23 protein-coding genes are annotated in these 24,238 nt (G+C 76.0%); 11 read left to right on the forward strand and 12 right to left on the reverse strand.

Annotation, left to right across the window (positions count from 1 at the left end):
- Positions 1 to 90: 90 nt before the first annotated feature.
- The 8 genes from LEP48_RS15505 to LEP48_RS15540 form a co-directional block, all read right to left on the reverse strand.
- Positions 91 to 1,755, reverse strand: coding sequence for an amidohydrolase (locus LEP48_RS15505; protein WP_225566478.1), 1,665 nt, complete (start codon positions 1,753 to 1,755; stop codon positions 91 to 93).
- Positions 1,756 to 1,932: 177 nt separating this feature from the next.
- The gene (locus LEP48_RS15510; RefSeq protein ID WP_225566479.1) at positions 1,933 to 4,896 is read right to left on the reverse strand and encodes a DEAD/DEAH box helicase; all 2,964 of its coding nucleotides are present in this window, start codon (positions 4,894 to 4,896) and stop codon (positions 1,933 to 1,935) included.
- 84 nt (positions 4,897 to 4,980) lie between these two features.
- Entirely contained in the window at positions 4,981 to 6,093 is a 1,113-nt protein-coding gene (locus LEP48_RS15515) for a diacylglycerol/lipid kinase family protein (protein ID WP_225566480.1), read from the reverse strand.
- Positions 6,094 to 6,164: 71 nt separating this feature from the next.
- Positions 6,165 to 6,905, reverse strand: coding sequence for a twin-arginine translocase subunit TatC (gene tatC, locus LEP48_RS15520; RefSeq protein WP_225566511.1), 741 nt, complete (start codon positions 6,903 to 6,905; stop codon positions 6,165 to 6,167).
- A gap of 36 nt (positions 6,906 to 6,941) precedes the next feature.
- Entirely contained in the window at positions 6,942 to 7,232 is a 291-nt protein-coding gene (tatA, locus tag LEP48_RS15525) for a Sec-independent protein translocase subunit TatA (RefSeq protein ID WP_225566481.1), read from the reverse strand.
- Positions 7,233 to 7,291: 59 nt separating this feature from the next.
- Positions 7,292 to 7,738: a hypothetical protein gene (locus LEP48_RS15530; RefSeq protein ID WP_225566482.1), complete on the reverse strand. Its 447-nt coding sequence runs from the start codon at positions 7,736 to 7,738 to the stop codon at positions 7,292 to 7,294.
- A gap of 10 nt (positions 7,739 to 7,748) precedes the next feature.
- Positions 7,749 to 8,732, reverse strand: coding sequence for a helix-turn-helix transcriptional regulator (locus LEP48_RS15535; RefSeq protein WP_225566483.1), 984 nt, complete (start codon positions 8,730 to 8,732; stop codon positions 7,749 to 7,751).
- Complete coding sequence (locus LEP48_RS15540; RefSeq protein WP_225566484.1) at positions 8,725 to 9,822, reverse strand: helix-turn-helix transcriptional regulator; 1,098 nt, start codon at positions 9,820 to 9,822, stop codon at positions 8,725 to 8,727. The genes LEP48_RS15535 and LEP48_RS15540 overlap by 8 nt, the downstream gene beginning before the upstream one ends.
- Before the next feature lie 76 nt (positions 9,823 to 9,898).
- Here LEP48_RS15540 and LEP48_RS15545 point away from each other — a divergent pair, with 76 nt between their 5' ends.
- The 8 genes from LEP48_RS15545 to LEP48_RS15580 all read left to right on the forward strand — a co-directional run bounded on the left by LEP48_RS15545 (position 9,899) and on the right by LEP48_RS15580 (position 16,670).
- A complete protein-coding gene (locus LEP48_RS15545) occupies positions 9,899 to 11,080 on the forward strand; it encodes a DUF3866 family protein (RefSeq protein ID WP_225566485.1) in 1,182 nt (393 codons plus the stop codon).
- Between the two features lie 9 nt (positions 11,081 to 11,089).
- Positions 11,090 to 11,872, forward strand: coding sequence for a DUF4129 domain-containing protein (locus LEP48_RS15550; protein WP_225566486.1), 783 nt, complete (start codon positions 11,090 to 11,092; stop codon positions 11,870 to 11,872).
- On the forward strand, positions 11,869 to 12,375 hold the full coding sequence (locus LEP48_RS15555; protein ID WP_225566487.1) for a hypothetical protein: 507 nt from the start codon (positions 11,869 to 11,871) through the stop codon (positions 12,373 to 12,375). Before LEP48_RS15550 ends, LEP48_RS15555 begins: the two co-directional genes overlap by 4 nt.
- Positions 12,372 to 13,376: an AAA family ATPase gene (locus LEP48_RS15560; RefSeq protein ID WP_225566488.1), complete on the forward strand. Its 1,005-nt coding sequence runs from the start codon at positions 12,372 to 12,374 to the stop codon at positions 13,374 to 13,376. The genes LEP48_RS15555 and LEP48_RS15560 overlap by 4 nt, the downstream gene beginning before the upstream one ends.
- Positions 13,373 to 14,710: a DUF58 domain-containing protein gene (locus tag LEP48_RS15565; protein ID WP_225566489.1), complete on the forward strand. Its 1,338-nt coding sequence runs from the start codon at positions 13,373 to 13,375 to the stop codon at positions 14,708 to 14,710. The genes LEP48_RS15560 and LEP48_RS15565 overlap by 4 nt, the downstream gene beginning before the upstream one ends.
- The gene (locus tag LEP48_RS15570) at positions 14,707 to 15,285 is read left to right on the forward strand and encodes a hypothetical protein (RefSeq protein WP_225566490.1); all 579 of its coding nucleotides are present in this window, start codon (positions 14,707 to 14,709) and stop codon (positions 15,283 to 15,285) included. Before LEP48_RS15565 ends, LEP48_RS15570 begins: the two co-directional genes overlap by 4 nt.
- Positions 15,286 to 15,316: 31 nt before the next feature.
- Entirely contained in the window at positions 15,317 to 15,898 is a 582-nt protein-coding gene (locus tag LEP48_RS15575) for a Dps family protein (protein ID WP_225566491.1), read from the forward strand.
- Positions 15,899 to 15,986: 88 nt separating this feature from the next.
- Complete coding sequence (locus LEP48_RS15580; protein ID WP_225566492.1) at positions 15,987 to 16,670, forward strand: GNAT family N-acetyltransferase; 684 nt, start codon at positions 15,987 to 15,989, stop codon at positions 16,668 to 16,670.
- Between the two features lie 202 nt (positions 16,671 to 16,872).
- Here LEP48_RS15580 and LEP48_RS15585 read toward each other — a convergent pair whose 3' ends face one another.
- Entirely contained in the window at positions 16,873 to 17,568 is a 696-nt protein-coding gene (locus LEP48_RS15585) for a site-specific integrase (RefSeq protein ID WP_225566493.1), read from the reverse strand.
- Positions 17,569 to 17,645: 77 nt separating this feature from the next.
- Here LEP48_RS15585 and LEP48_RS15590 point away from each other — a divergent pair, with 77 nt between their 5' ends.
- Positions 17,646 to 18,344 (forward strand): IMPACT family protein, encoded by a 699-nt coding sequence (locus LEP48_RS15590; protein WP_225566494.1) that lies wholly within the window; start codon positions 17,646 to 17,648, stop codon positions 18,342 to 18,344.
- Between the two features lie 14 nt (positions 18,345 to 18,358).
- On the opposite strand, the gene LEP48_RS15595 is transcribed toward LEP48_RS15590, so the two are convergent.
- Genes LEP48_RS15595 through LEP48_RS15605 form a run of 3 tightly spaced genes read right to left on the reverse strand, consistent with a single transcriptional unit; the run spans position 18,359 to position 21,508 of the window.
- A complete protein-coding gene (locus LEP48_RS15595; RefSeq protein WP_225566495.1) occupies positions 18,359 to 19,777 on the reverse strand; it encodes a UTP--glucose-1-phosphate uridylyltransferase in 1,419 nt (472 codons plus the stop codon).
- A gap of 43 nt (positions 19,778 to 19,820) precedes the next feature.
- Positions 19,821 to 20,441: an L-threonylcarbamoyladenylate synthase gene (locus tag LEP48_RS15600; RefSeq protein WP_225566496.1), complete on the reverse strand. Its 621-nt coding sequence runs from the start codon at positions 20,439 to 20,441 to the stop codon at positions 19,821 to 19,823.
- A gap of 53 nt (positions 20,442 to 20,494) precedes the next feature.
- Positions 20,495 to 21,508 carry a threonine ammonia-lyase gene (locus LEP48_RS15605; protein WP_225566497.1) on the reverse strand — a complete coding sequence of 338 codons (1,014 nt, stop codon included), beginning with the start codon at positions 21,506 to 21,508 and terminating at the stop codon, positions 20,495 to 20,497.
- Between the two features lie 94 nt (positions 21,509 to 21,602).
- Between LEP48_RS15605 and LEP48_RS15610 the strand changes: the two genes are divergently transcribed.
- Both LEP48_RS15610 and LEP48_RS15615 read left to right on the forward strand, forming a co-directional pair.
- Positions 21,603 to 22,625 (forward strand): LysR family transcriptional regulator, encoded by a 1,023-nt coding sequence (locus LEP48_RS15610; protein WP_225566498.1) that lies wholly within the window; start codon positions 21,603 to 21,605, stop codon positions 22,623 to 22,625.
- 10 nt (positions 22,626 to 22,635) lie between these two features.
- Positions 22,636 to 24,201 carry a lipase maturation factor family protein gene (locus tag LEP48_RS15615; RefSeq protein ID WP_225566499.1) on the forward strand — a complete coding sequence of 522 codons (1,566 nt, stop codon included), beginning with the start codon at positions 22,636 to 22,638 and terminating at the stop codon, positions 24,199 to 24,201.
- Positions 24,202 to 24,238: the final 37 nt, after the last annotated feature.

A 24,238-nucleotide genomic window follows, 5' to 3' on the forward strand; every position in this document is an offset into this window, starting at 1 on the left:
GCAGGGTACGTGACACTCCAGGGGACCGAGGGCGCCCGCCCGCGGGCGGGATCCATGCCGGTCGGTTGAGGTCCCGGACGGCGGGATGCGTCAGTCGAAGGTGTCGAACAGGACGACGCCGTCCCGCACGGTCTGCAGGCACTCGGGCTCGGCGGCCCCCGGTGACAGGTCGGGCAGCAGCGGCTGGCCGGCGCGCGCCTCCGGGTTCCACTGCGAGAGCCGGCCGGGCGCGGCCTGCACCGCGAGCTGCTCGGCGCGCCACACGGCCAGGTGCGCGGGCGCCCCGACACGCAGCTCCCCCGCCCCGGTGTGGTCCAGGCCCGCGAGCCGCCACCCGCCGCGGGTGTGCGCGCGGAACGCGGTGCGGGCGGAGATGCGCTGCGTGGTGTCCTCGTGGCGGAGCGTGGCGCGCACCCCCTGCCACGGGTCGAGCGGGGTGACGGGCGCGTCAGAGCCGAACGCGAGCGGGACCCCGGCGCTGGCGAGGTCCGCGAAGGGCGACAGGTTCGTCGCCCGGGCGACGCCGAGCCGACCGGCGTACATCCCGGTCGTCCCGCCGAAGGTCGAGTCGAACGCCGGCTGGACGGACAGCGCCACCCCGTACAGCAGCAGGGCGGCCAGGGCGGAGGCGTCCACGAACAGGGCGTGCTCGAGGCGGTGGTGCCCGGCCCGCAGCACCGAGGCGCCGTGCTCGGCGGCCGCGATCTCGAGCCCGTGCACCACCTCGTCCATCGCCCGGTCGCCGATGACGTGGAACCCGCCCTGCGTGCGCGCCGCGGAGCAGGCCGCCAGGTGCGCGGCGATCTCCTCGGCCGTCAGGTACAGGCGCCCGGTGGCGTCGGCGCCCCCCGGTCCCGCCAGCATGTCGGCGTACGGGTGGCGCAGCGCCGCGGTGCGCGAGCCGAGGGAGCCGTCGACGCTGAGGTCGCCGCCGATGCCGGTGAGGAACGGCAGCTCCGCGAGCAGCTGGTGGGCCTCGTCGACGGTGCCCACCAGCTCGCCGCGGTAGGCCACGACGTGCGGCAGCCCGCCGGCCGGGTCCCGGGTCATCGCCATGAGCTCGCGCAGACCGTCGCGGGTGTCCACGTGCGGCGCGCTCATCTCGTGCAGGCCGACGATCCCGCGCCGGGCCGCGGCGGTCAGCGCCACCTCGTACGCGCGGGTGCGGCGCGCGCCCGAGAGCTGCTGCACGAGGTCGCGGGCCGCGTGGTGCGCGTCGCCGACGACGAGGCCGGACTCGTCCCAGCCAGGTAGCCGGTCCGCCCCCGTGCCGCGCGCCAGCGCGCTGGACAGCACCGCGGAGTGCCCGTCGACGCGCGCCGCGTACACGGGGCGGCCGCCGGCGGCGGCGTCCAGCTCTGTGCGCCCGGGCGCCCGCCGCTCCGGCCACGCCTGCTCGTCCCAGCCGAAGGCGAGGAGCACCTCGGAGCCGGACGGGTCCACCTCGGCGAGCGCGCGGGCGCCGGCAGCCACGGCGTCCAGCGCCGCGGGCAGCGAGGCCACGCCGGCCGCCGCCGACAGGTCCACGGACTCCAGCGCGAGCCCCGTCTCCAGCACGTGCGCGTGCGCGTCGACGAACCCGGGCGCGACCAGGGCGCCGTCCAGGTCGAGGACGCGGTCGGCCCGGGCGGCGAGCCCCGCCGCGGTGTCCTCGCTCCCCAGCCAGGTCACCACGCCGTCGTCGACGAGGAGCGCCTCGGCGAACGGGTCGGCGGACGAGTGGACGACTCCGTTGCGGTACAGGGTGGAGGTCACGGCCTGCACTCTAGGGCACGGAACGCCCCGGTTTCTTCACGGTTCGATCACAGATGGGCGCAACCGTCCGGAATCAGGGGATCGTCCCGGCTGCGAGGTCGCTCACAACCGGCGCTCGCGGGCCGGGGCAGCGCGGCCCGTCGCCCCAGGGGGCCGGGGCCACAGGGCGCCCAGGGCTCACAGGCTCGAGTACGCGACGACACCCCGCAGCACCGCCGCCTGGGCCTTGCGGGCGGTGGCGCGCAGCTGCGGGCGAGGGGCCGCGGCCGCGAGCTGGTCGAGCACGTCGATCACCTGCTTGCACCAGCGCACGAAGTCTCCCGCCGCCACGTCGGTGCCGCGCAGCACCGCGTCGAGGCCGCGACCGGAGGCCCACCGGTGCACCGGCGCGACCAGCCCGAGGTCCAGCGGCCCGGTGACGGTCAGGTGGTGCTCCGCCTCCAGGTCGGTGACCTGTGACCACACGGTCGTCGTGGCGTCCAGCGCCTGGGCGAGCCGGCCCGTGGGGCCGCCCGGCACGAACGGCTCCGCAGCCTCCTCGCGCCGTCCCGAGTACACGACGGTGGAGACCGCCGCCGCCAGGCCGGGCGCGTCCAGGTCGTCCCACGTGCCGCGACGCAGGCACTCCGCGAGCAGCAGGTCGTCCTCCGCGTACACGCGGCGCAGCCAGTGGCCGTCGTCGGTGACCTGCACCGTGCGTCCCTGCGGACCGTCGGCCCGCTCGAGGTAACCGAGGTGCACCAGCACCTCGCACGTGCGGTCGAACGTGCGCGCGATGGTGCCGGTGCGGCCCTCGACGCGGCGCACCAGCTGGTCGTGCTCGCGGCGCAGTCGCTCCCACCGCTCCGCCCAGCGGGCGTGGTCGTCCCGGTCGGGGCAGCCGTGGCAGGGATGGGCGCGCAGCGCGCCCCGCAGCCGCTGCAGCTCGTGGTCCGAGGAGGCGTCCGAGCGGCCGCGGCGTCCCGGGCCGGCGTGCGGGTGCCTGCCGGAGCCTGCGTCGTCGCGGAACGCCCCGAGGGCGTTGCGCATGCTGGAGGCGAGGTCGCGCCGCTGGTCGGGGCGGCGCGCGTTGAACGACTTCGGGATCTTGACGCGGCCCACCACCTGGACGCCGTCCGGGGTGTCCGCCAGGGTGAGCTTCTTGACCTGCCGCTCCTGGGTGAGCACAGTCGGGCGCGGCCCGTCGAACCCGCGCTGGTCCAGCCCCGGGTCGAGCACCACCACGTACCCCCGACGGCGGCCCCCAGGCACCTCCACGAGGTCGCCGCGGCGCAGCTTCTCCAGCGACGCCACGGCGTCCGCGCGACGCACCCCCGAGGCCGCACGCGCGAGCTCGTTCTCGCGGTCCTTGATGGCCCGGCGCAGGTCCATGTACCCGGCGAAGTCGCCACGGTCGCACCGCATGGCCTCGGCGTAGCCCTCGAGCGCCTCAGCGTGAGCCTGCGCCTGCTTGGCCAGCCCCACGACGCCGCGGTCGGCCTGGAACTGCGCGAAGCTCGTCTCCAGCACGTCGCGCGCCCGCTCGCGCCCCACCTGCGCCACGAGGTTGACCGCCATGTTGTACGTGGGCCGAAAGCTCGAGCGCAGCGGGTACAGGCGCTTGGACGCCAGGCCGGCGAGCGCCACCGGGTCCAGACCCGTGTGGTCCACCACCACGGCGTGCCCCTCGACGTCGATGCCCCGGCGCCCCGCCCGGCCCGTGAGCTGGGTGTACTCCCCCGGCGTCACCGGCTGGTGCGCGGTCCCGTCCCACTTGACGAGCTTCTCCAGCACGACGGAGCGGGCAGGCATGTTGATGCCCAGCGCGAGCGTCTCGGTGGCGAACACGACCTTGACCAGGCCGCGGGAGAACAGGTGCTCCACCGTCTCGCGGAACACGGGCAGCAGCCCCGCGTGGTGGGCCGCGACCCCGCGCGCGAGAGCCTGCGTCCACTCCCAGTAGCCGAGCACCTCGAGGTCCTCGGGCGGGATCGTCGCCGTGCGCTCCTCGGTGACGCGGCGGATCTCCGCCTCCTCCGCCGCGTCGGTCAGGCGCAGCCCCGCGCGCAGGCACTGCTGCACGGCGCCGTCGCAGCCCGCGCGGGAGAAGATGAAGTAGATCGCGGGCAGCAGCGCGTCGGCGTCCAGCGCGTCCACCACGGCGAACCGCGGCGGGGTGCGGCGCGTCGGCACGAGCGACGCCCCGCCGGGTCGCTGCCCGCCGCCGCCCCGGTACCCCCGGTCCCCACGGCCCCGGCCGCCGTGGCGGCCGGAACGTGCGGCGCCCGGCCTCGTGTCGGGGCGCGCCGACGAGCGAAAGCTCGCCTGCAGGTCCGGGTTGATCGGCGGGTCCGTGCCCGGGTCCGTCGGGTCGACGTGCCCGGCGTACAGGTCCATGAGGCGCGGCATCCCGCGCGGCTCGGGTGCCGAGACCACGACGTGCTGCCACAGCGGCACGGGACGGCGCTCGCTGACGACGACGGTCGTGTCACCGCGGACCATCGCGAGCCAGTCGCCGAACTCCTCCGCGTTGGACACCGTCGCGGACAGGGACACGAGCTGGACGTGGTCGGGCAGGTGGATGATCACCTCTTCCCACACGGGCCCGCGGAACCGGTCGGCGAGGTAGTGCACCTCGTCCATGACGACGAACGCGAGGCCGTCGAGCGCGTTCGACCCCGCGTACAGCATGTTGCGCAGCACCTCGGTGGTCATCACGACCACGGGTGCGCCCGAGTTGATCGAGGTGTCGCCCGTGAGCAGCCCCACGGACTCCGCACCGTGGCGAGCCACGAGGTCGGCGTACTTCTGGTTGCTCAGCGCCTTGATCGGCGTGGTGTAGAACGCCTTGCCGCCCTGGGCCAGCGCCAGGTGCACGGCGAACTCGCCCACGACCGTCTTGCCCGCGCCCGTGGGGGCCGCCACGAGCACGCCGTGCCCCGCCTCCAGCGCGGCGCACGCGTCGGCCTGGAACGGGTCGAGCTCGAAGTCGAGGACCTTGCGGAACGTGCCGAGCTCGCCCTGGGAGACGGCCCTGTCCCGGGCCGACCGCGCCCGGGAGGCGGCGTACCGCTCGGCGGGGCCGGCGGGCCCGGTCTCCTGCGAGGCCCGGGTGTCGGACCCCGGTGCGGACGTCCCGTCCCGGTGTGCTGCGGCGGTCATGACGTCAGCCTACGGCCCGGGGGCGACCTCTCCTGGCGCGCCCGGCGTGCCGCACGCGGCAGGTTCCCGCACCCGTTCCGTGGGTCAGCGCCGGGTCGTCAGCACGTGCAGGGCGCCGGTCCGCACGGCCACCTTCAGCGGCAGCGGGCCGAGGCGCTCCCCGTCGCCGTGCGCGGCGGGCAGGGCGGGCTCCCCCGCCGCCCACGCGTCAGGACCCGGCTCGATCGTCACCGCGCGGCACCGCACCACGTGCACCTTGCGGTGCCGCGTGTGCGCACCGGCGAACATGGAGGGGAACAGCACGGCGGCGCCGGCGCGGGACAGGTCCGTGGCCACCAGCACGTCCAGGTAGCCGTCGTCGACGCGCGCGGTGGGAACCACCCGGATCCCGCCGCCCAGGCGCGGGCCGTTCGCCGCGGTGACCAGGGCCGCCCGTCCCGACCAGGTGGCCGTGCCACCCGCCCCGGGCCGCAGGCGCAGCGCCGCCCCGTGCCCGGAGTGGTCGGTGCCGGGCTGGGTACCGCCCCCGGTGCCGGACGGCGCGGGGGCGAGCTCCTCGAACGTGAGCCGGTACGACCAGGCCCGGTAGCCGGCCAGCTCGTGCAGGGCGGCGATCGTGTACCGGGCGCTGCCCCGCGGGCGCAGCATCGTGTTCGCGCGGGCGTTGACCGCGGCGTCGAGCCCGACGGAGACGGCGCCGGCCACCCACCGCACGGGCGCCGCCGTCAGACCGGGGCGCTCGCGACCCTGCGCGGGGCTCGCGCCCGGCACCAGGCCCGGCCCGGAAGCGTGCACCACGTCCACCGCCCGCACCCCGGCGTCCCCCTGCCCGAGGGCGCGGCACAGGTCGGCGCACGCGCCGGTGGGGTCCTTCACGGGGAGCCCGAGGGTGTGCGCGAAGTCGTTGCCGGTGCCGACGGCGACGATGCCCAGCGGCACCTGCGTGCCGGAGAGCACCTGGGCGCCCAGGTGCACCATGCCGTCGCCGCCGACCACGACCAGGGCGTCCAGCGCCCCGCCGTCCACTGCCGCGCGGGCGCGTTCGAGCGCGAGGGCAGCGCTCGGCCCGGACAGGTCGTGCACGGCGTGCCCCGCGGCCCTGAGCACGTCCACGACGTCCCGGCCGAGGCGGGCGGCCCTGCCCTTGCCGGCGGTGGGGTTGACGACGACGCCGAGGCGCCGGGACGGACCCGTCACCGCGCCCGTCATCGGGCCGGTCACAGCGTCCTCACGGGGTCCTCACCGGCTCGTGGTGTCTCGTGGAGCCGTCATACGGCGGCGGCCATGCGGCGCCGGTCCACCCGCCGGTCGTGCAGCAGGCACACCCCCAGCGCCCCGAAGTACAGGACGCAGATCGGCAGGGCGACGAGGATCATCGTGAGCGCGTCCGGAGTGGGCGTCATGATGGCCGCGAACACGAACGCGATGAGCACGGCCCACCGCCAGCCCTGGGCCAGGGTCTCGTGCCGCAGGATGCCGGCGAGGTTGAGACCGACCAGCAGCACGGGAGAGACGAACGCGAGCCCGAACGCCAGGATCAGCCGCATCACGAAGCTGAGGTACCCCTGCGCGTCGGTGAAGCTCGTGGCGCCGGCCGGGACGAAGTCCGTGAGGATCTCCACGGCGTGCGGCAGGACCCACCAGGCCAGCCATGCGCCCGCGAGGAACAGCGGGACGGCCCCGCCGAGGAACGCGTAGGCGTACCCCTTCTCACGCCGCGTCAGCCCGGGCGTCACGAACGACCAGAGCTGGAACAGCCACCAGGGGCAGGACACGATGATCCCGAGGAAGAACGAGACCTTGATCTTCATGTCCAGGGCCGAGGCCAGGCCGGTGAAGTTCAGGGCGATCGAACGCCCCTGCTCCTCCGCGGCCGCCGCGAGCGGCGCCTGGAGCGCGTCGAGCAGCGGTTCGTAGAAGAACCATCCGGCGACGGCACCGAGCACGATGCCGGCCGAGGCGAGGAACAGCCGCTTGCGCAGCTCGAGCAGGTGCTCCTTGAGGGGCATGCGCCCCTCGGGGTCCTTGGACTTGCCGGCCACGTGCTACGCCTTGGGACCTTCCGCGTCCGGCGGGGTCACGCCGCCGGACGACGGTGGCGAGGCCGGGTTCGTCGTGCCGGAGGTGGCCGGCGGGACGGTGCCCGCGGACGACGTCGTGCCGCCCGACGCCGGCTGGTCCGGCTTGTCGTCGTTCGTCAGGTCCTTGACCTCGCTCTTGAAGATCTTCAGCGACTGGCCGACGCTGCGCGCCAGGTCGGGGAGACGGCGCGCCCCGAACAGCAGCAGGATGACGATCACCAGCACGATGATGTGCCAGGGCTTGAGCATGCCCATGAACAGGCTCCTCGTTCTCGTACGCTCGACGTGAGCGGGGTGGTGCGGCCAGGCCAACCCTACGCGGTCCGGCGGTCGCTGGGGACCCTCGCCGCACGCCTCGTCGTCGAGGGCTCCGCCGCCCTCGGCGCACGCCGGAGCACGGCGGCCTTCTCCGCCTGCCGGCGCGCCAGCCAGCCCTCGGTGGCGCCCCGCCCGGCGGCCCACGTCCGGGCGGTGCGCCGCTGGCGGGCCCGCCGGTCGTCCGCGCGCGCGGCCCGCCGGGCGCGCACCTCATCGAGGTGCGCGCGCAGCTCGACCGGGTCGGCGAACAAGGTCGGGGACGTGTCCGGCGCCGTGGCGGCCGCGGCCGCCTGCGCGGCCCGCTCGGAGACCGAGCCCAGGGCACGGCCGGACCGGCCGACCTCCCGCGCCAGCCCCCTGCCGGAACGCCACAGCGACAGCGCCAGGAGAACGGCGCCCGCCAGCGCGGCCACCACGAGCAGCACCCACACCCACCACGACATGGCGCCCAGCCTAGGGGTTCGCCGTCCGGCCGTAGGCGGCGAGCGCGTCCCGTGCCAGGGCGGCCACCTCCTCGGCGACCTGCGGGGGCGAGACCGACACCACGTCGGGGGCGTTGGCCAGCAGCAGCCGGCGCAGCCACGCGGGGTTCGTCACCCGCAGCCGCACCTCGACCGAACCGTCCGGCAGGTCCCGCACCGACTCCGCCGGCACCTCCTCGGCCACCCAGCGGGCGGCGGACGCCAGCACGAGCGTCGCCGAGGGGGCGCGCGCGTCGGCGACGGACGCCCACACGTCCTCGTCGGCGCCCTCGGCCGCGAGCCCATGGTCCGCCGCCGCGTCGTCCAGGACCCGCGCCGCCAGGACCCGGTCCAGGCGGAACGTGCGCCGCCCTCCCGCGCGCAGGCACCACGCCACCAGGTACATCGCACCGTCCTGGGTGACCAGGCGCGCAGGGTCGACGTCGCGCTCGCTCGTGACGTCCGCCGCGTTGACGTACCGCAGGTGCAGCCGCCGGCCCGCGGACAGCGCCTCGGTGACGGCCGCGACGACCTGCGGGTCCCCCTCGCCCGCCAGCTCGACGTCGACGGCGCTCGCGGCCTCGCCCGTGGCGGCGGAGAGCTTGTCCAGCGCGGACGCCACGACCCCCGCGCGGCGCCGGTCGGCCTGCACGGCCGGCGACGCGTGCATCGCCCGCAAGGCGGCCACGAGCGCGACCGCCTCCCGGGTGCCGAGGCGCAGCGGCCGGGTCATGCCGCGGGTCTGGGTGATCGACACCAGCCCTCCGTCCAGGGAGAACGCGTCGAAGTCGATGAGGTCGTCCGGCATGTACCCCGGGGTGCCGGACACCCACAGGGCGTCCACGTCCTCGCGCACCTGGCGGGGCGTGACGCCGAACCGCTCGGCGAGCTCCTCGACGCGCACCGGGCCCGCGCCGTCGAGGAACGCCACCAGCCCGAGCAGCCGTACCAGCCGGTCATCCGCCCGCTCAGCCATCGGAACCCTCCCTGGTCGGTGTGCCCGCCTGCGTCGGTGTGCCCGCGGTCCCGTGCGCGGCCTGCGCGCGGTCGATCCCCGCCGCCGCCACGAGCCGGCGCACCACCTCGCCGCGCAGGTCGGCCGGCTCCTCGACGACGACCGCCGGCCCGTAGGCCGCGACCTCGTCGGCGAACGACGACAGGCTGCGGAACTGCACCCGGACCTCCTCGCGGCCGTCGGGCCGCGGGGCCGGCACCGGTTCGGCCCCGCGCCCAGCGGCCGGCTCGGGAGCCGTCGCGCGCGCCCGCAGCGCCTGCGCCCGCTCGGGCACGACGGCGAGCGTCGCCACCCGGCGCACCCCCACCCGCTCGCCCAGCATCGCGTCGACGTCGACCCGGGCCGGCACGTCGAAGGCGTCCGGGCGGGTGCCCACCTTGACCCGCCCCACGATCCGCGAGAGCCGGAACACCCGCGGTGCGCCACGCCCCCGGTCGAACCCGACGAGGTACCAGCCGCTGCCCCGCGCCGCGATCCGCCACGGCTCCACGTGCCGCGTGAGCACCTCGCCGGTGCTCGCCGCCCGGTACCGGAACGACACGTCGCGACGCTCGGAGACCGCCTCCAGCAGCGGCACGTACGCGTCCCCCGCGGCCCGCACCCGTGGTGCCAGGCCCGCGACCGCGTCCCCCGCCGCCTCGCCCGCACCCGCCGCGCGCAGCTTCGTCATCGCCCGCGACATGTCGGTGCGCAGCGTCTTGTCCGACCACAGCTGCGCCGCCAGGGCCACCACCCCCAGCTCCGCCGGGGTGAGGTCGACCGGGCCCAGGGCGTACGCGTCGTTGTCGATCCGGTACCCCACGTCGTCGCTGTGCCCGCCCGCGTCGACCGTGACGATCGGGATCCCCAGCGCACGCAACGTGTCCTTGTCCCGCTCGAACATCCGCTCGAACGCCTCCGTGGACGGCGCGTCGCCGTACCCGTTCACGCCCGAGCGCACCTGTTGCTTCGTCATCGCGGCGCTGGTGTTCACCAGGGCGATGACGAGGTTCAGCAGGCGTTCGGCAGGAGGGGTCCCTCGCGCGGCGGCGGGATCCGGGTTCGCGGGCATCGGGTCCACGCTAGTCGCCGGTAGCCTCGGGCGGGTGACGACAGGGCCGAACCGACCACACGCCGACCAGAGCCACGTGACGTGGCGCACCGGGACGGTCACCGACCGCCGCGCGAGCTGGGCCGGCGCCCGCGAGCTCACCCTGCGCCTCGACGTCCCCCTGCCCGGCGGCGACGACGGCGCCACCGGCCGCACCGACGTCCGCGGGCTCGCGTACACCGCGCTCGTCGGCGACCCCGGCGTCGGCGACCGCCTGCTGCTCAACGTGTCCGCCCTCGCCCGCGGGCTCGGCACCGGCGGCTATGCGCTCGTCGTCGGCCCCGCCGGCGACTCCGCCCCGCCCCCGGACCCCGCCCCCGGGCCCGGGCACCTCGTCAAGGCCCGCTACACCCCCCTGCAGGCCATGGTCCTCGGCGTCGACGAGCAGGAGTCCGAGCACCACGCCACCCTGCGCGACGCCGACGACCTCGGCGGCCTGCCCGTCGTGGTCGCCGACCTCCACTCCGCGCTGCCCGCCGTCGTCGCCGGCGCCCGCCACGGGGCCGAGCGCGCCGGCCGGCCCACACCGCGCGTCGCCTACGTCATGACCGACGGCGGCGCCCTGCCCGCCGCCTTCTCCCGCACCATCGCCACCCTGCGCGAGGCAGGCTGGCTCGCCGCCACCGTCACCGTCGGGCAGGCGTTCGGAGGCGACCTCGAGGCCGTCACCGTGCACACCGGGCTCCTCGCCGCCCGGCACGTCGCCCACGCCGACCTCGTCGTCGTCGCCCAGGGGCCCGGCAACCTCGGCACCGGCACCCGGTGGGGGTTCTCCGGCGTCGCCGCCGGGGAGGCCGTCAACGCCGCCGCGGTCCTGCGGGGGCGCGCCGTCGCCTCCCTGCGCGTGTCCGGCGCCGACGCCCGCGAGCGGCACCTCGGCGTCTCCCACCACAGCCTCACCGCCTACGGCCGGGTGGCGCTCGCGGCCGCCGACGTCCCCGTGCCCGCCCCCACGCCCCCGGTCGAGGCCCTGCCCGGGTGGGGGGCCGACCTCACCGCCCGCGTGCACGCCCAGTCCGCCGCCCTGGCCGACGTCCCCGCCGGGCACCGCCTCCTCGACGTCCCCGCCGGCACCGGCCTGCTCGACGCCCTGCGCGCCAGCCCCGCCCGCCTGTCCACCATGGGCCGCGGGCTCGACGCCGACCCGGCCGCGTTCGTCGCGGCCGCCGTCGCCGGCCTGCACGCCGAGGCCCTCGTCGCCGCACCGGGCAGCCGGTAGCGTTCCCCCATGCCAGAGCGGACCCCGCGGCCCCGCACCGGACGCGACCCCGCGCCCCTGCTCGGGTACGTCCTGCTCGCGCTGGTCGTCATCGGTGCCGCGGCCGCCACCCCGTGGCGCGTGGCGCTCCCCGCCCTCGTCCTGCCCCAAGAGCTCCCCGACCCGGTGCGGCTCTCCGCCGTCCCGGAGCTCGGCCCCCGGCAGGAGCCGCAGGACTCCGAGGCGCTCACCGTCATCGTCGTCGTGCTCGCCCTGCTCGGCGCGCTCCTGATCCTCACCCTCCTGTACCTCCTGGCCCGGCGGGCGCTCGCGGAGCTGCGCGACACCCCCGAGGACGACGACGACATCCCGGACGCCGTCACACCCGGCGCCGTCGCGCCCGCCCTCGCCGTGCCCGAGCTGCAGGACGCCGTGCAGCTCGCCCTCGCCCGCGTGGACGCGGCGGCCACCCCCCACGACGCCGTCGTCGCCGCATGGGTCGCCCTCGAGGACGCGGCCGCCGAGCACGGGCACCGGCGCGCCCCCGCGCAGACCCCCACCGAGTTCACCGGCGAGCTGCTCGCCGCCACGCCCGCACCCCCCGACGCGGTGAGCACCCTGCGACGCCTCTACTCCGAGGCCCGCTTCACCGACCGCCCCGTCGACGCCGGCCAGGTGGACGGCGCTCGCGGCGCCCTGCGGCGCATCGCCCGTGTCCTCGCCGACGGCTCCCACGCCGCGACCTCGGACGCGACCCCTGGCGTCGACGACACGGGCTCCGGCGACCGCCCCGGCCTGAGGGACGCTCCGTGAGCCGGCGCCGCAGCGTCCTCCTGACCGCCGCGACGGCGCTCGTGGCCGGGATCGCGCTCGCCGCCCTCGGCGTGCTCGACCCCCTGCACGCGGCCCTGCTCGTCGTCGTCGTGGCGACCGTCACCGCCGTGTGGCGCACCCTCGACGAGGGCACCGACCCGGCGTTCCCGCCCGTCCCCGAGGACCGCCGCGACGGCGCCCGCAACGACGTCAGCGAGCTCGGCTGGGCCACCTTCACACGCGACGGTGCCGTGGGGAACCGCATGCGGGAGCGCCTACGGGCGCTGGCCGCCGCCCGCCTCGCCGAACGGGGCGTCGACCTCGACGACCCTGGCCACCACGACGCGGCAGCACGCCTCCTGGGATCCGACGTCGTCGACGGCCTGACCTCCAGGCAGCCCGCCGGCCGCGCCGAGGTGCACCGTTGGATCGACGCGATCGACCTGCTCGTGCCGACCCCTCCAGACGCCACCCCGCCCGCCCACGAAAGGCGCCACGCATGACGACCGACACCACCGCGCACGCCCCCGTCCCGCCGCTGCCCGTCGCCGAGGTCGCCGACCTGGGCTCGCGGGTGCTGGACGCCGTGGGGACCGCCGTCGTCGGGATGCGCGACACGCTCGAGCTCGCGCTGGCCGCCGTGCTGGCCGGCGGGCACGTGCTCTTCGAGGACGTGCCCGGTCTCGGCAAGACGCTCGCCGCCCGATCCCTGGCCGGGGCGCTCGGGCTGGACTTCGCCCGCCTGCAGTGCACGCCCGACCTGCTGCCCGGTGACATCACCGGCTCCACCGTGTTCGACCCCGCGAGCCGCGAGCTGGTGTTCCGCCCCGGGCCCGTGTTCACCGGCCTGTTCCTCGCGGACGAGATCAACCGGACGCCACCCAAGACGCAGTCCGCGCTGCTCGAGGCGATGGCGGAGCGGCAGGTCTCCGTCGACGGCGTGAGCCACCCGCTGCCGGTCCCGTTCCACGTCATGGCCACGTCCAACCCCGTCGAGTACGAGGGCACCTACCCGCTGCCGGAGGCCCAGCTCGACCGCTTCATGGTCCGCCTCGCCGTCGGCTACCCCGCCCGGGACGACGAGCGGCAGGTGCTGCTGCGACGGGTCGTGCGTCGTCAGGAGGCCGCCGTGGTGGACCCCGTCGTCGACGTCCCCACGGTGCGCGCGATGCAGGCGGGCGTCGAAGCGACCGAGTGCGACCCCGACGTCGCCGGGTACTGCGTCGACCTGGCCGCCGCCACCCGGCGGCACTCCGCGCTGGAGGTCGGCGCCAGCCCCCGCGGCTCGCAGAACCTGCTCCTCATGGCGCGCGCGGTGGCCGTGCTCTCCGGCCGGGACTTCGTGCTCCCGGAGGACGTCAAGCGCGTCGCGGTCCCCGTGCTGGCTCACCGCCTCACCCTCACCCCGACCGCCTGGGCCGGCGCGGTACGGGCCGAGGACCTGGTGCTCGAGCTGCTCGCCGCCGTGCCCGGCCCCGCCACCGTCGCGGGGACCGCCGGATGACGACCCACGACGCCGCGGCCGTCTGGGACCGGAGCAGCCACACGGCCGCGGGCATCGCAGCCGGCGTGCTCGTCCTGGGCCTCGGGCTGCTCGTGGGACGTGCCGACGTCGCGATCATGGCCGTCCCGCTCCTGCTGTCCGCGGGATGGGCCGGCATGCCCGGAGCCTGGCGCGCCAGGCCGCCCGAGGGCACCGTGCACGTCAGCGCCGAGTCGGACGACCGACCGCGCGAGCCCGGACGGCTCGCCGGCGTCGTGCACCTCGACCCGCCGCCCGGCACCGAGCTGGTCCAGGTGCGGGTCACCGGCCCCGGACACCGCCCGGTCGTCGCCGTCGTCGCCGGGGAGCCGCGCACGCTCGAGGTATGCCTGCGCACCGTGCGGACCGGGCCCCAGCGCACGTTCCGCATCCACGCCCTCGGCGCCGGCGCGGGCGGCACCACCGTGCCCCACGCACCCGTCACCGCGACCGCCCCCGACCGCGTCGTCCTCCCGGCACCGCTACGGCTCGGCCAGGTGCCGCTGCCGTCGCGGCTGCGCGGGCTCACGGGCCCGCACACCGCCCGCAGGCTCGGCGACGGTGACGAGCTGCGCGACATCCACCCGTTCACCCCCGGCGACCGGCTCCGGCGCGTGGACTGGCGCACGACCGCCCGCCGCTCCCCCGAGCTCGAGACGCTGTACGTGCGGCGCACCTACGCCACCGCCGAGGCGACCGCCGTCCTCGTCCTGGACTCCCGCGACGACGTCGGGCCCGACCTGCGCACCTGGCGGGGCTCGGGCACCCAGCGGGTCGACGAGCCGACGTCCCTGGACCTCGCCCGCAACGCCGCGGCCTCCGTCGCCGCGGCCCTCGTGGCGGGGGGCGACCGGGTGGGGCTGGAAGACCTGGGGCGCTCGCGGCGACCGGTGCCGGCGGCGGCCGGGCGCCGCCAGCTGCGGCGCGTCCTGCACGGCCTCGCGCTCAGCCGTGCGATCGGCACCCCCGCTCGGCGGCTGCGCCCGCCACAGGTGCCGGCGGACGCGATCGTCTACCTCTTCACCACCGCCCTCGACGACGAGTCGCTCGGTCTCGTCCGTGCCTGGCGTGCCGGCGGCCACCCGGTCGTCGTGGTGGACACGCTGCCCGACGTGCGCGCGGTGGCGGAGGAGCACATGCGCCTGGCCTGGCGGGTCACACGGCTCGAGCGCGAGGACCGGCTGCGGCACATGGGCGCCGAGGGGGTCCCGGTGGTGCGCTGGGCCGGGACGGCGCGCGACGAGGCGCCGGTGCGCCTCGAGACGCTGGTGCGCGCCGCGCAGCGGCACGGTGGCATGACGGCGGCGGCCCGATGACCTCCGTCGCCGGCGCCGTCCGGAGACGGCTGCACCGCCTACGGCTCGACCGTCGCCCGCTGCCGCTCGTCGAGGTGACGGTGGGCCCCTGGGTCCCGGGCTGGGTGTTCCGGCTGGCCGCCTGCGTGGCCGTCGGGGCGCTGGTGCTCCTGGCGGCGGGCCGCACGGGGCTCCTGCCGACGATCGCCGTCGGTGCCGCGCTCCTGCTGGCGGCGTGGGCCGCCGCGCGACCGGGACCAGGACCGGCCCATGTCGCGGTGGTCGCGTCCGCCGTCATCCTGCTCGGGACCGGCACGACACCGTTCGACGCGGCCGTGCTGTGGCTTGCTCCGCTGGGGTATGTCGCCGTACGGCTCGGCTGGTGGGCCTCCTGGCTCGGCCCGCTGGCCCGCGTCGAGGTGGCGGCCCTGGGCCGGGCCGCGGCACGCGACGCCGTCGTCGTGCTCGCCACCTTCCCCGTGGCGCTCGCGGCCTGGGTCGTCGCGGGGCGGCCCGTCGCCGCACTGGTCGTCCTCGGGTTCGTGGCGCTGGCTGCGTTCGCGTGGATCATCGCCCGGCGGCACGATGGCCGGTGACGACACCACCGCACCGAGGACGGAGAACCTCATGGCAGACCGCAAGAAACTTCCCCGCTACACGGTGCCCTCGCTCACCCGCGAGGCCGGCGACAAGCTCGCGACGATCCTCCAGGAGCGCCTCAACTCCCTGACGGACCTGCACCTGACCCTCAAGCACGTGCACTGGAACGTCGTGGGACCGCACTTCATCGCCGTCCACGAGATGATCGACCCCCAGGTCGACGCGGTCCGGGCGATGACCGACGCGCTCGCCGAGCGCATCGCGACGCTCGGCGGAGAGCCGGTCGGGACCCCGGGCGCGCTCGTGAAGGCGCGCGCGTGGGAGGACTACAGCCTCGGGCGCGCCACCGCGATCGAGCACCTGGGCGCGCTCGACGAGGTGTACGAGGGCGTCATCACCGCGCACCGCAAGGCCGCGAAGGACACCGAGGAGCTCGACGACGTCACCAACGACATGCTCATCGGGCACCTGCACGAGCTCGAGCTGTTCCACTGGTTCGTGCGCGCGCACCTCGAGAGCGCCGGCGGCGACCTGTCGACCGCCGGGGCGCGGACCGAGGTCGGCGCCGCGCGCAAGGCCCGCAGCGCGGAGGCGAAGGACGCCGGCTGACCCGCACGCGACCGGTCGCACCCGACGGAAGACGCAGGAGGGGCACAGCACGTTCCGGCGTGCTGTGCCCCTCCGGCATGATGGCCCCGTGATCCGCACCTACCGTCCTTCCGACCGCGCCGCCGTCGCCGAGGTCTGCGTCCGTACCGCCGCCGGCGGCACCGACGCCCGTGGCGTCTACTCCGACGACCGGCTCATGCCCGAGGTCTTCGCCCTGCCGTACGTCGAGTACGCGCCCGACCTGGCGTTCGTCGTCGTGCACCCTCTCGACGAGACGGAGACCGCTCGCCGCGACCCGGCCGACGAGGTGCTGCACGTCGAGGACGGCGTCCTGGTCGGCTACGTCCTCGGTGTGGCCGACACGCGCGCCTTCGTCGACTGGTGGCAGGAGTCCTGGGGGCCGGGCTTCGACGCCCGGCACCCTGCTCCTGGTATCTCGCCGACCGGTGCCGAACCCGGCTTCACGGAGGAGTCGCTCCTGCGTTGCGGGTCCGACGCCACGCGCATGGTGACGGGGATCAGCGCCGCCGAGCTCGACGCCTACCCCGCCCACCTGCACATCGACCTGCTGCCCCAGGCGCAGGGCCAGGGCCTCGGCCGCACGCTCATGGACACCCTGCGGGCAGCGCTGGCCGACCAGGGCGTCCCCGGCGTCCACCTGGGCATGGATCCCACCAACACCGGCGCCCGGGCGTTCTACGACAGGTACGGGTTCGTCGAGCTGCCGTCCCACACCGCGACCGCGCCGCTGCTCGGGATCACGACCGCCTGACCGTCGGCGCCCCGCTGCGCCGCCCCCGAGGGCCGCCGTCCTACCGGGCAGCGGCCCTCGGGCGTTTCCTCGTGCTCCGATCGCCCGCGGGTCTCCCGCCCGTCAGGGCGGGATGGGTCAGGTGCTTTCGGAGGTCACCGGGGTGTTCTGACGCTTGGCACACTATTTTCTACGAGAAGCGGGTGTGCCTGGTGCCTGCCCGTCAGACGGCTGACGGCGCCACCGCTCGGCCCGGGTCGTGCGTGCCCGCCTCCACCCAGGCGCGGCGCACCTGCTCGAACCTGGTCGGCAACGGCGCGCGCACCGCCCCGTACCGCGCGTTCGTCCGGTGCACGAACCTGCGCCAGGACAGCACCAGCCCCTGCCGGGTGATGGGCAGGCCGCTCGAGACCGTCGTGCCGTTGTCGTGCGTGTGGTGCACCGTCAGCAGCAGGGCCCGCGGCACGGAGCCCTCCAGCTCCGCGGCCAGCTCGAGCCGCACCACCATCCAGTGGCGCAGCAGGAGCACCACCTCCGGCGGCAGCCGGTGCTCGCGCAGCACGCGGTGCTTGCCGTGCCGCACCAGGGCTCTCCCCTCCCCCGGGTCACGACCCTCCGCGCGGGCACGTCGCGCGCCCGCCTCGGAGTCGGGGCCCAGGTCGAGGTCCTCCGCCCGCACGCGCAGGAGATCTCCGTACCGAGCGCCCGTCGCGCGTGTCAGGCCGGCGATCACGGCGAGCCGCACCACCTCCGGCTTCCCGTCCGGGCGCAGGGCCTCCACGGACAGCTCCCGCCACACCCACTCCGCCTCGTCGAGGGTGACCGGCGGGCGCGGGTAGCGGGCCGCGGGGCCGGCCTCTGCTGCAGCAGGCGCCGCGTCGCCGCCGGTGGGGGCGGTGGGGTCAGGGTCGGTGGCCATGGGTCCATCCTCGCGCTTGGCACACTTTTTATTCGCCACCACGGACGGCGTGTCCCGTATCGTCGTAGGCTCGGCCGGTGCCCGACCCCTCTCCTGCCCCTGGACGCGACGTTCCCGAGCTGCCCGGCACCGTCGCGGCGCCCCTCGACCACGAGCTCGTGATCAAGAGGTCCCGGTTCATCGCCCACCTCTCCCCCGCGGGGAGCGTCGAGGAGGCGGAGTCCGTCGTGGCGCGCGTGCGCAAGGAGCTCTGGGACGCCCGCCACCACTGCGTCGCACTCGTGGTGGGCACGCACGCCGACGCCCAGCGATCCTCCGACGACGGCGAGCCGTCCGGGACCGCCGGCATCCCCATGCTCGAGGTGCTGCGCCACCGCCGCGTCACCGACGTCGTGGCGGTCGTCAGCCGCTACTTCGGCGGCGTCCTGCTCGGCGCCGGAGGGCTCGTCCGCGCGTACTCCGGGGCGGTGAGCGGCGTGCTCGACGAGGCCGCCACCCGAGGGCTCCTCCGCCGGCGGGCCGCCCTGCACGAGGTGACCGTCGCCGTCCCGCACGCCGACGCCGGCCGCATCGACCACCACCTGCGCTCCTGGGCCGCCACGCACGACGCCGTGCTCGAGGCCACCGCCTACGGCGCGGACGCCCGCCTCACCCTGCTCGTCCCGCCCGGCGAGATCGGCTCGCTGGGCGCCGACCTCGCCGAGGCCAGCGCGGGCGCCCTCACCCCGGTCGTCGGCGCGACCCGCGTCGTCGACCTCCCCGTCCCTCCCGTGTGAGCGGACGGCGGCGGTCAGGGGGTGGCGAGCCCGCCAGGCCCCACGACGGCACCGTCGGGCACGGTCGCCGGCTCGCCCGCGTCGGCCAGCGCCCCGGCGCCCTCGACCCGCACGTCGGCGCCGAACGACCAGTCCCCCGCCACCGTGAGCGACGCCGCGCCACGCAGCGAGGGGGCCCCGGCGGCGAACCGCTCGTCGAACGCGTCGATCGTCTTGTAGACGCCGGAGAGCGTGACCAGCGGCGCGTCCACCTGCGCGACGAGCCGGTAGTCGGCAGTGAGCTCGTAGACGTCGGAGCGCATGAGCAGCAGGTCGCTCGTGGTCTTCACCGGCAGGAACCGGGCACGGGACACCTCGATCGCCGTCGCGCCCTCGAACACGGCGACAGCCGCCCCCATGGCGGACTCGATCTGCACGACCTCGGGCGATGACGGGTCCGTCGGGTCGACCGTCTTGGCGTTGCGGATGAGCGGGAGCTCGAGCACGCCACCGGTCCGGTCGAGCTCGGCCGCCAGCGCCTCGAGGTCGAACCAGAGGTTGTTCGTGTGGAAGTACGGGTGCAGCGAGGGGTCGAGCGACGCGTCCTGGTCGTCCGGGTGGGTCTGCGCGGTCTCGCGCTGCACGATGCGCCCGTCGGACCTGCGCACCACGAGCTGCCCGCCCTTGACGTCCGCCGGCGTCTTGCGGCACATCTCGGCGGCGTACGGGGCGCCGGAGGCCGCGAACCAGGCCGCGATCTCGCCGTCGGGCGCCGCCCCCAGGTTGTCGGAGTTGGAGACGCTGGCGTACCGGAACCCGGCGTCCAGCAGCGCTCTCACGACGCCCGACGCGTGCAGCGCCGGGTACAGGTCGCCGTGCCCGGGCGGGCACCACTCCAGCGTCGGGTCCGCCGGCCACTCGACAGGCTCGAGCGTGTCGGCGCGCAGCTTGGGCTCGCGGTTCTGCAGGAAGTCGACCGGCAGTCCGTCCACCACCAGGTCGTCGTACGGCGCGAGCGCGGCGAGCGTGTCCTCGCGCGTGCGGAACGAGTTCATCAGCACGAGCGGCAGGCGGGCGCCGGTGCTCTGCCGCGCCGCGCGCACCTGGCCGACGATGACGTCGAGGAACGTCAGGGCCTCGCCGGCGCCGGCGGGGTCGTCGTCGCGCACGGTGAGCAGCGACTTCGCCCGGTCCATGCCCATCGACGTGCCCAGGCCGCCGTTGAGCTTGATGACGGCGGTCCGTGCCAGCGCCGCCTGCGCGTCGGCGGGGTCCACGGCGAGGTCGGCGTGCCGCGGCAGGTCCCGCAGGGGCTCGACGTCGGCCTCCCGGACCAGGCCGCTGGCCCCCGACTCCAGCAGCCGGTAGAAGCGGGTGAAGGTGTCGATCGCGGCGGGGGCCACCCCCGCCGCCGTCATCTTGTCGCGTGCCAGGTCGAGTCCGCGGTCGCTCATGACCAGCACCCTAACCGGCACCGTCCGCCCGGGCCGCGAGGTCTCACTCGAAGCGCGAGGGGTCCCCGGCCCCGGCCCGCACGACCTGCGGGTAGCCGTCCGAATAGTCCACGACGGTCGTCGGCTCGGCGACGACCTCGCCCGCCTCCACGACGGCGTCGACCACGTGGTCGAGCTCCTCCTTGACCTGCCACCCGTCGGTGAGCGGCTGCTCCGCCCCCGGCAGGATGAGCGTGGACGACAGCAGCGGCTCGGAGAGCTCGCGCAGCAGCGCCTGCACGAACCGGGAGTCCGGGATCCGCACCCCGACGGTCCGCTTCTTGGGGTGGGCGAGCCGACGGGGCACCTCGGAGGTCGCGGGCAGCACGAACGTGTACGGTCCCGGGGTCGACGACTTGATCGCCCGGAACGCGCTGTTGTCGAGGATGACGAGCTGGCCGAGCTGGGCGAAGTCCGCGCAGACGAGCGTGAAGTGGTGCCCCGGTGAGAGGTGACGGATCTGCCGGATGCGCTCGGTGCCGTCGTGCTGGCCCATCTGGCACCCGAGCGCGTAGCCGGAGTCCGTGGGGTACGCGATGAGCGCGCCGTCCCGGAGCATGGCGACCACCTGCGCCACGAGTCGCGGCTGCGGGTCCACCGGATGGATGTCGAAGAAGCGGGCCATGGTCGCAGGGTAGTCCCGTGCCGCGGTGCCCGCCCGCAGGTCAGACGGCCGGATCAGGCGCCGAGGGCGCGCCGCAGCTCGATCTCGCCGGCGTTCCCGCCCGAGCACATGACGCCCACGCGACGGCCCAGGAACCGGGCCGGGTGGGCGAGGACCGCGGCCAGCGCGGCCGCGCCCGCCCCTTCCGCCACGGTGCGCGCCCCGGTGAGGTAGGCGCGCTGGGCCGCGGCGATCTGGTCGTCGTCCACGAGGAGGAAGTCGGCGAGCCCGTCCCGCAGCACCTGCTGCGTCAGGGCGAACCCGCTCCCCACGGCGAGGCCCTCGGCGCGCGTGGTGTTGGCCGCCGTGCGCAGCTCCCCCGCACGCCACGAGTCGTGCGCGGCCGGGGACGCGGCGGCCTGCACCGCGACGACCTCGAGCCCCGGAGCGAGCGCGGCGGCCACCAGGCAGGCGGCCGCCGCGCCGGACCCGCCTCCGACGGGCACGACGAGCACGTCCAGGTCCGGCACGTCGCCCAGCAGCTCGAGCGTGGCCGTCGCGACGCCGGCCACCAGCGCGGGCTCGTTGGCCGCTCCCACCAGCCGCGCTCCGGTGTTGTCAGCGAGGTCGGTGGCGCGGGCGCGCGCGTCGTCGAACGTGCGTCCGTGCAGCACGACCTCGGCGCCGAGGCGCCGCACGGCCCGCTCCTTGACGGGGTTCGGAGCCGTCGGCATGACGATGGTGCAGCGCGTCCCGGTGTGCCGGGCGGCGTGGGCGAGCGCCTGGGCGTGGTTGCCCGTCGAGTACGCGACGATCCCTCGCTCCCGCGCCGTGGCGTCGAAGCCGAGCAGCAGGTTCAGGGCGCCGCGCACCTTGAACGCCCCCGTGTGCTGCAGGTTCTCGTGCTTCACGACGAGCCTTGCTCCCTGCGCCCCGGCGTCGGCCGCCGCGCGGTCGAGCTCGGGATGGACGACGGCGGGCGTGTGCACCACGAGACCCTCGAGCCGGTGTGCGGCGAGCAGGACGTCGTGGACGGTCGGCGGGGCCGGGACGGCGCCCGGGGCGTGCACAGGGGTCGCGAGGCTCATCCCTCCAGGGTGGGACGGGGCGACACATAGGTCCAATGCCAGTTCGTCGCCGAACTCATCGACGGTTCCTATGCGTCGCTCGTATCCTGGGGCGATGCCTGCCCGCCCGACGCCGTCGGTTCCCCTGGACCTTGCCCGCCTGCGCGTGCTCGTCGCCGTCGCCCGCACGGGATCGGTGACGGGCGCGGCGCGCGAGCTGCACTACGCCCAGCCGTCCGTGAGCCACCACCTTGCGCGGCTCGAGGCCGAGACGGGGATCCCGCTGCTCCGGCGTGCCGGGCGCGGCGTCCGGCTCACCGAGGCCGGCCGCCTGCTGGCGGACCGCGCCGAGGAGATCCTCGGCCGCGTCGAGGGTGCCCGCCGCGAGCTGGACGCCCTCGCCGGTCTCCAGGCGGGCCGTGCCCGGCTCGCCTCCTTCCCGTCGGCGCTGGCCACCCTGGTGCCCGACGCGGTCGCACGCCTCCGCGCCGACCACCCCGGCCTCGGCGTGGGCCTGCTCGAGGCAGAGCCACCGGAGGCGGTCGCCGCCCTCACCGCCGCCGAGGTCGACGTGGCGCTCGTCTTCGAGCACTCCGACGTCCGGCAAGGGCGCACGACGACGGACCTGTCCCGGTTCGAGGTCACGGAGGTCTACGAGGAGCCCGTGACCCTGGTGCGGCCGGGCGGCCCAGGTGCCGTCGCCGGAACGGCGACGCCCGGGCTCGGTGACCTCGAGCACGCCGACTGGATCGCCGGCTGCGAGCGCTGCCGCGCCGACCTGGTGACCCGGTGCGCCGCGCTCGGCTACGCCCCGCGCATCGCCTTCGAGACGGACGACTACGTCGCGGTCCAGGCGCTCGTCGCCTCAGGGGCGGGGGTCAGCCTGCTGCCGGAGCTCGCGCTGCGCGCGCACCGCAACCCGGGCGTCGTCGTCGACCCGCTCCCCGGCGCCACCCGGCGCGTCCTCGCCCTCACCGTGGGCGCTCCCACCGGGCCCGCTCGCGAGCTCGTGGGGCGTCTCGTGGCCGCCGGCGCTGAGCTGGAGTCGCCAGGGACGGGCATGACGGCGGGGATGACGTCGGGCATGACGTCGGGTACTGCCGCAGGTGCGATGTCGAGCAGGTCGCCCCGGCCCTAGCGTCGGGAGCATGCCACTCGCACCGCCCCCCGAGCTGGCGGCGTGGCTCGACGCCTGGTGGGCCACGTCGGACTACGACGTCTCGCGCGAGGTGGCCCAGCGGGGCGTCGCCGTGCTGCTGTGCCTGGCGTTCCTCCAGGCGCTCACCCAGTTCCGGCCGCTGCTCGGCGAGCACGGACTGCTGCCCGTGCCCCGCTTCACGGCACGGGTGCCGTTCCGTTCCGCGCCGTCGCTCTTCCACCTCCGGTACTCGGACCGGCTCCTGGTGGCCGTCGCCACCACAGGCGCCGCCCTCGCGGCGGCGGTCGTGGCCGGCGTCCCGCAGCGCGGCCCGTGGTGGGTGACGACGCTCATGCTGCTCGCCGCGTGGTGCGCGTACCTGTCGCTGGTGAACGTCGGCCAGCGCTTCTACGGGTACGGCTGGGAGATGCTGCTGTGCGAGGCCGCGTTCCTCGTCGCCTGGCTGGGCGCGGACGCCGTGCCCGTGCCCCTCCTGGGCGTCCTCGCCCTGCGGTGGCTGCTGTTCCGGCTCGAGCTGGGCGCCGGACTCATCAAGTGGCGCGGCGACCCGGCCTGGCGCGACCTCACGGCGATGGACCACCATCACCAGACCCAGCCGATGCCCGGCCCGTTGAGCTGGCACGCCCACCACCTGCCGCGCTGGTGGCACCGCACCGAGGTGGTGGGCAACCACATCAGCCAGCTGCTCGTGCCGTGGCTGCTGTGGCTGCCGCAGCCGCTGCCGTCGGTCGCCGGGGCCGTCGTGGTGCTGACCCAGGGGTGGCTGATCGTCACCGGCAACTTCGCGTGGCTCAACTGGGCGGCCGTGGTCCTGGGCGCCGCGATGGTGTCCGACGGCGTGTGGGCCGCCGCCGGGTCGGTGGTGGGCCTGGGGCCCACCACCGCGGCGCTCCGGGGTGCCACGGGTGCCACAGAGGTGGCCGCCGCGGTCGTCCTGCCCCCGGCGTTCGTCGTGGTCGCGTCGGCGGCCGCGCTCCTCACGGCCGTGCTCTCCGTGCGCCCTGCGCTCAACCTCGCCTCACGGCACCAGCGGATGAACGCGAGCTTCGAGCCGTGGCGCCTGGTCAACGCCTACGGGGCGTTCGGCAGCGTGACCCGCCGCCGGCACGAGGTCGTGCTCGAGGGCACGCTCGCGACGCGCCCCGGCACGGACGACTGGCGCGAGTACGAGTTCCGGGGCAAGCCGGGCGACGTGCGCCGGCGCCCGCCCCAGGTCGCGCCGTACCACCTGCGGCTCGACTGGCAGATGTGGTTCCTGGGGCTCGGGGCGGGCGGGCGCTGGTTCGACGTCCTGCTGCTGCGGCTGCTCGAGGCGGACCGGGCGACCCTGCGCCTGCTGCGGACCGATCCCTTCGACGGCGAGCGGCCCCGGTGGGTGCGCGCCGTGGTCTACCGCTACCGGTACACGACGCCCGCCGAGCGCCGGCACGACGGCGCCTGGTGGGTGCGCGAGCAGCCGGAGGCCCTCGTCGACCCCGTCGACCTCCCCCGGCTGGGCGCCGCGCTCCCCCACGACACCCGATCCGGCGGCACGCACGAGGACCCGCCCGGATGACCCGCGGGACGCCGGGGGGACGCGGGGGCGCGCGCGG

Origin of the sequence: Isoptericola luteus, assembly GCF_020297055.1 — a bacterium.
In the GTDB taxonomy this organism is placed as follows: Bacteria; Actinomycetota; Actinomycetes; order Actinomycetales; family Cellulomonadaceae; genus Isoptericola; species Isoptericola luteus.

Bases quoted from the DNA above. Each gene is read 5' to 3' on its own strand.
- LEP48_RS15530 (WP_225566482.1), bottom strand. From the start codon at position 7,738: ATGTCGTGGTGGGTGTGGGTGCTGCTCGTGGTGGCCGCGCTGGCGGGC.
- LEP48_RS15570 (WP_225566490.1), top strand. From the start codon at position 14,707: ATGACCTCCGTCGCCGGCGCCGTCCGGAGACGGCTGCACCGCCTACGG.
- LEP48_RS15605 (WP_225566497.1), bottom strand. From the start codon at position 21,508: ATGAGCCTCGCGACCCCTGTGCACGCCCCGGGCGCCGTCCCGGCCCCG.
- LEP48_RS15535 (WP_225566483.1), bottom strand. From the start codon at position 8,732: ATGGCTGAGCGGGCGGATGACCGGCTGGTACGGCTGCTCGGGCTGGTG.
- LEP48_RS15615 (WP_225566499.1), top strand. From the start codon at position 22,636: ATGCCACTCGCACCGCCCCCCGAGCTGGCGGCGTGGCTCGACGCCTGG.
- LEP48_RS15560 (WP_225566488.1), top strand. From the start codon at position 12,372: ATGACGACCGACACCACCGCGCACGCCCCCGTCCCGCCGCTGCCCGTC.
- LEP48_RS15585 (WP_225566493.1), bottom strand. From the start codon at position 17,568: ATGGCCACCGACCCTGACCCCACCGCCCCCACCGGCGGCGACGCGGCG.
- LEP48_RS15510 (WP_225566479.1), bottom strand. From the start codon at position 4,896: ATGACCGCCGCAGCACACCGGGACGGGACGTCCGCACCGGGGTCCGAC.
- LEP48_RS15540 (WP_225566484.1), bottom strand. From the start codon at position 9,822: ATGCCCGCGAACCCGGATCCCGCCGCCGCGCGAGGGACCCCTCCTGCC.
- tatC (WP_225566511.1), bottom strand. From the start codon at position 6,905: ATGCCCCTCAAGGAGCACCTGCTCGAGCTGCGCAAGCGGCTGTTCCTC.
- tatA (WP_225566481.1), bottom strand. From the start codon at position 7,232: ATGGGCATGCTCAAGCCCTGGCACATCATCGTGCTGGTGATCGTCATC.
- LEP48_RS15575 (WP_225566491.1), top strand. From the start codon at position 15,317: ATGGCAGACCGCAAGAAACTTCCCCGCTACACGGTGCCCTCGCTCACC.
- LEP48_RS15550 (WP_225566486.1), top strand. From the start codon at position 11,090: ATGCCAGAGCGGACCCCGCGGCCCCGCACCGGACGCGACCCCGCGCCC.
- LEP48_RS15565 (WP_225566489.1), top strand. From the start codon at position 13,373: ATGACGACCCACGACGCCGCGGCCGTCTGGGACCGGAGCAGCCACACG.
- LEP48_RS15610 (WP_225566498.1), top strand. From the start codon at position 21,603: ATGCCTGCCCGCCCGACGCCGTCGGTTCCCCTGGACCTTGCCCGCCTG.
- LEP48_RS15600 (WP_225566496.1), bottom strand. From the start codon at position 20,441: ATGGCCCGCTTCTTCGACATCCATCCGGTGGACCCGCAGCCGCGACTC.
- LEP48_RS15595 (WP_225566495.1), bottom strand. From the start codon at position 19,777: ATGAGCGACCGCGGACTCGACCTGGCACGCGACAAGATGACGGCGGCG.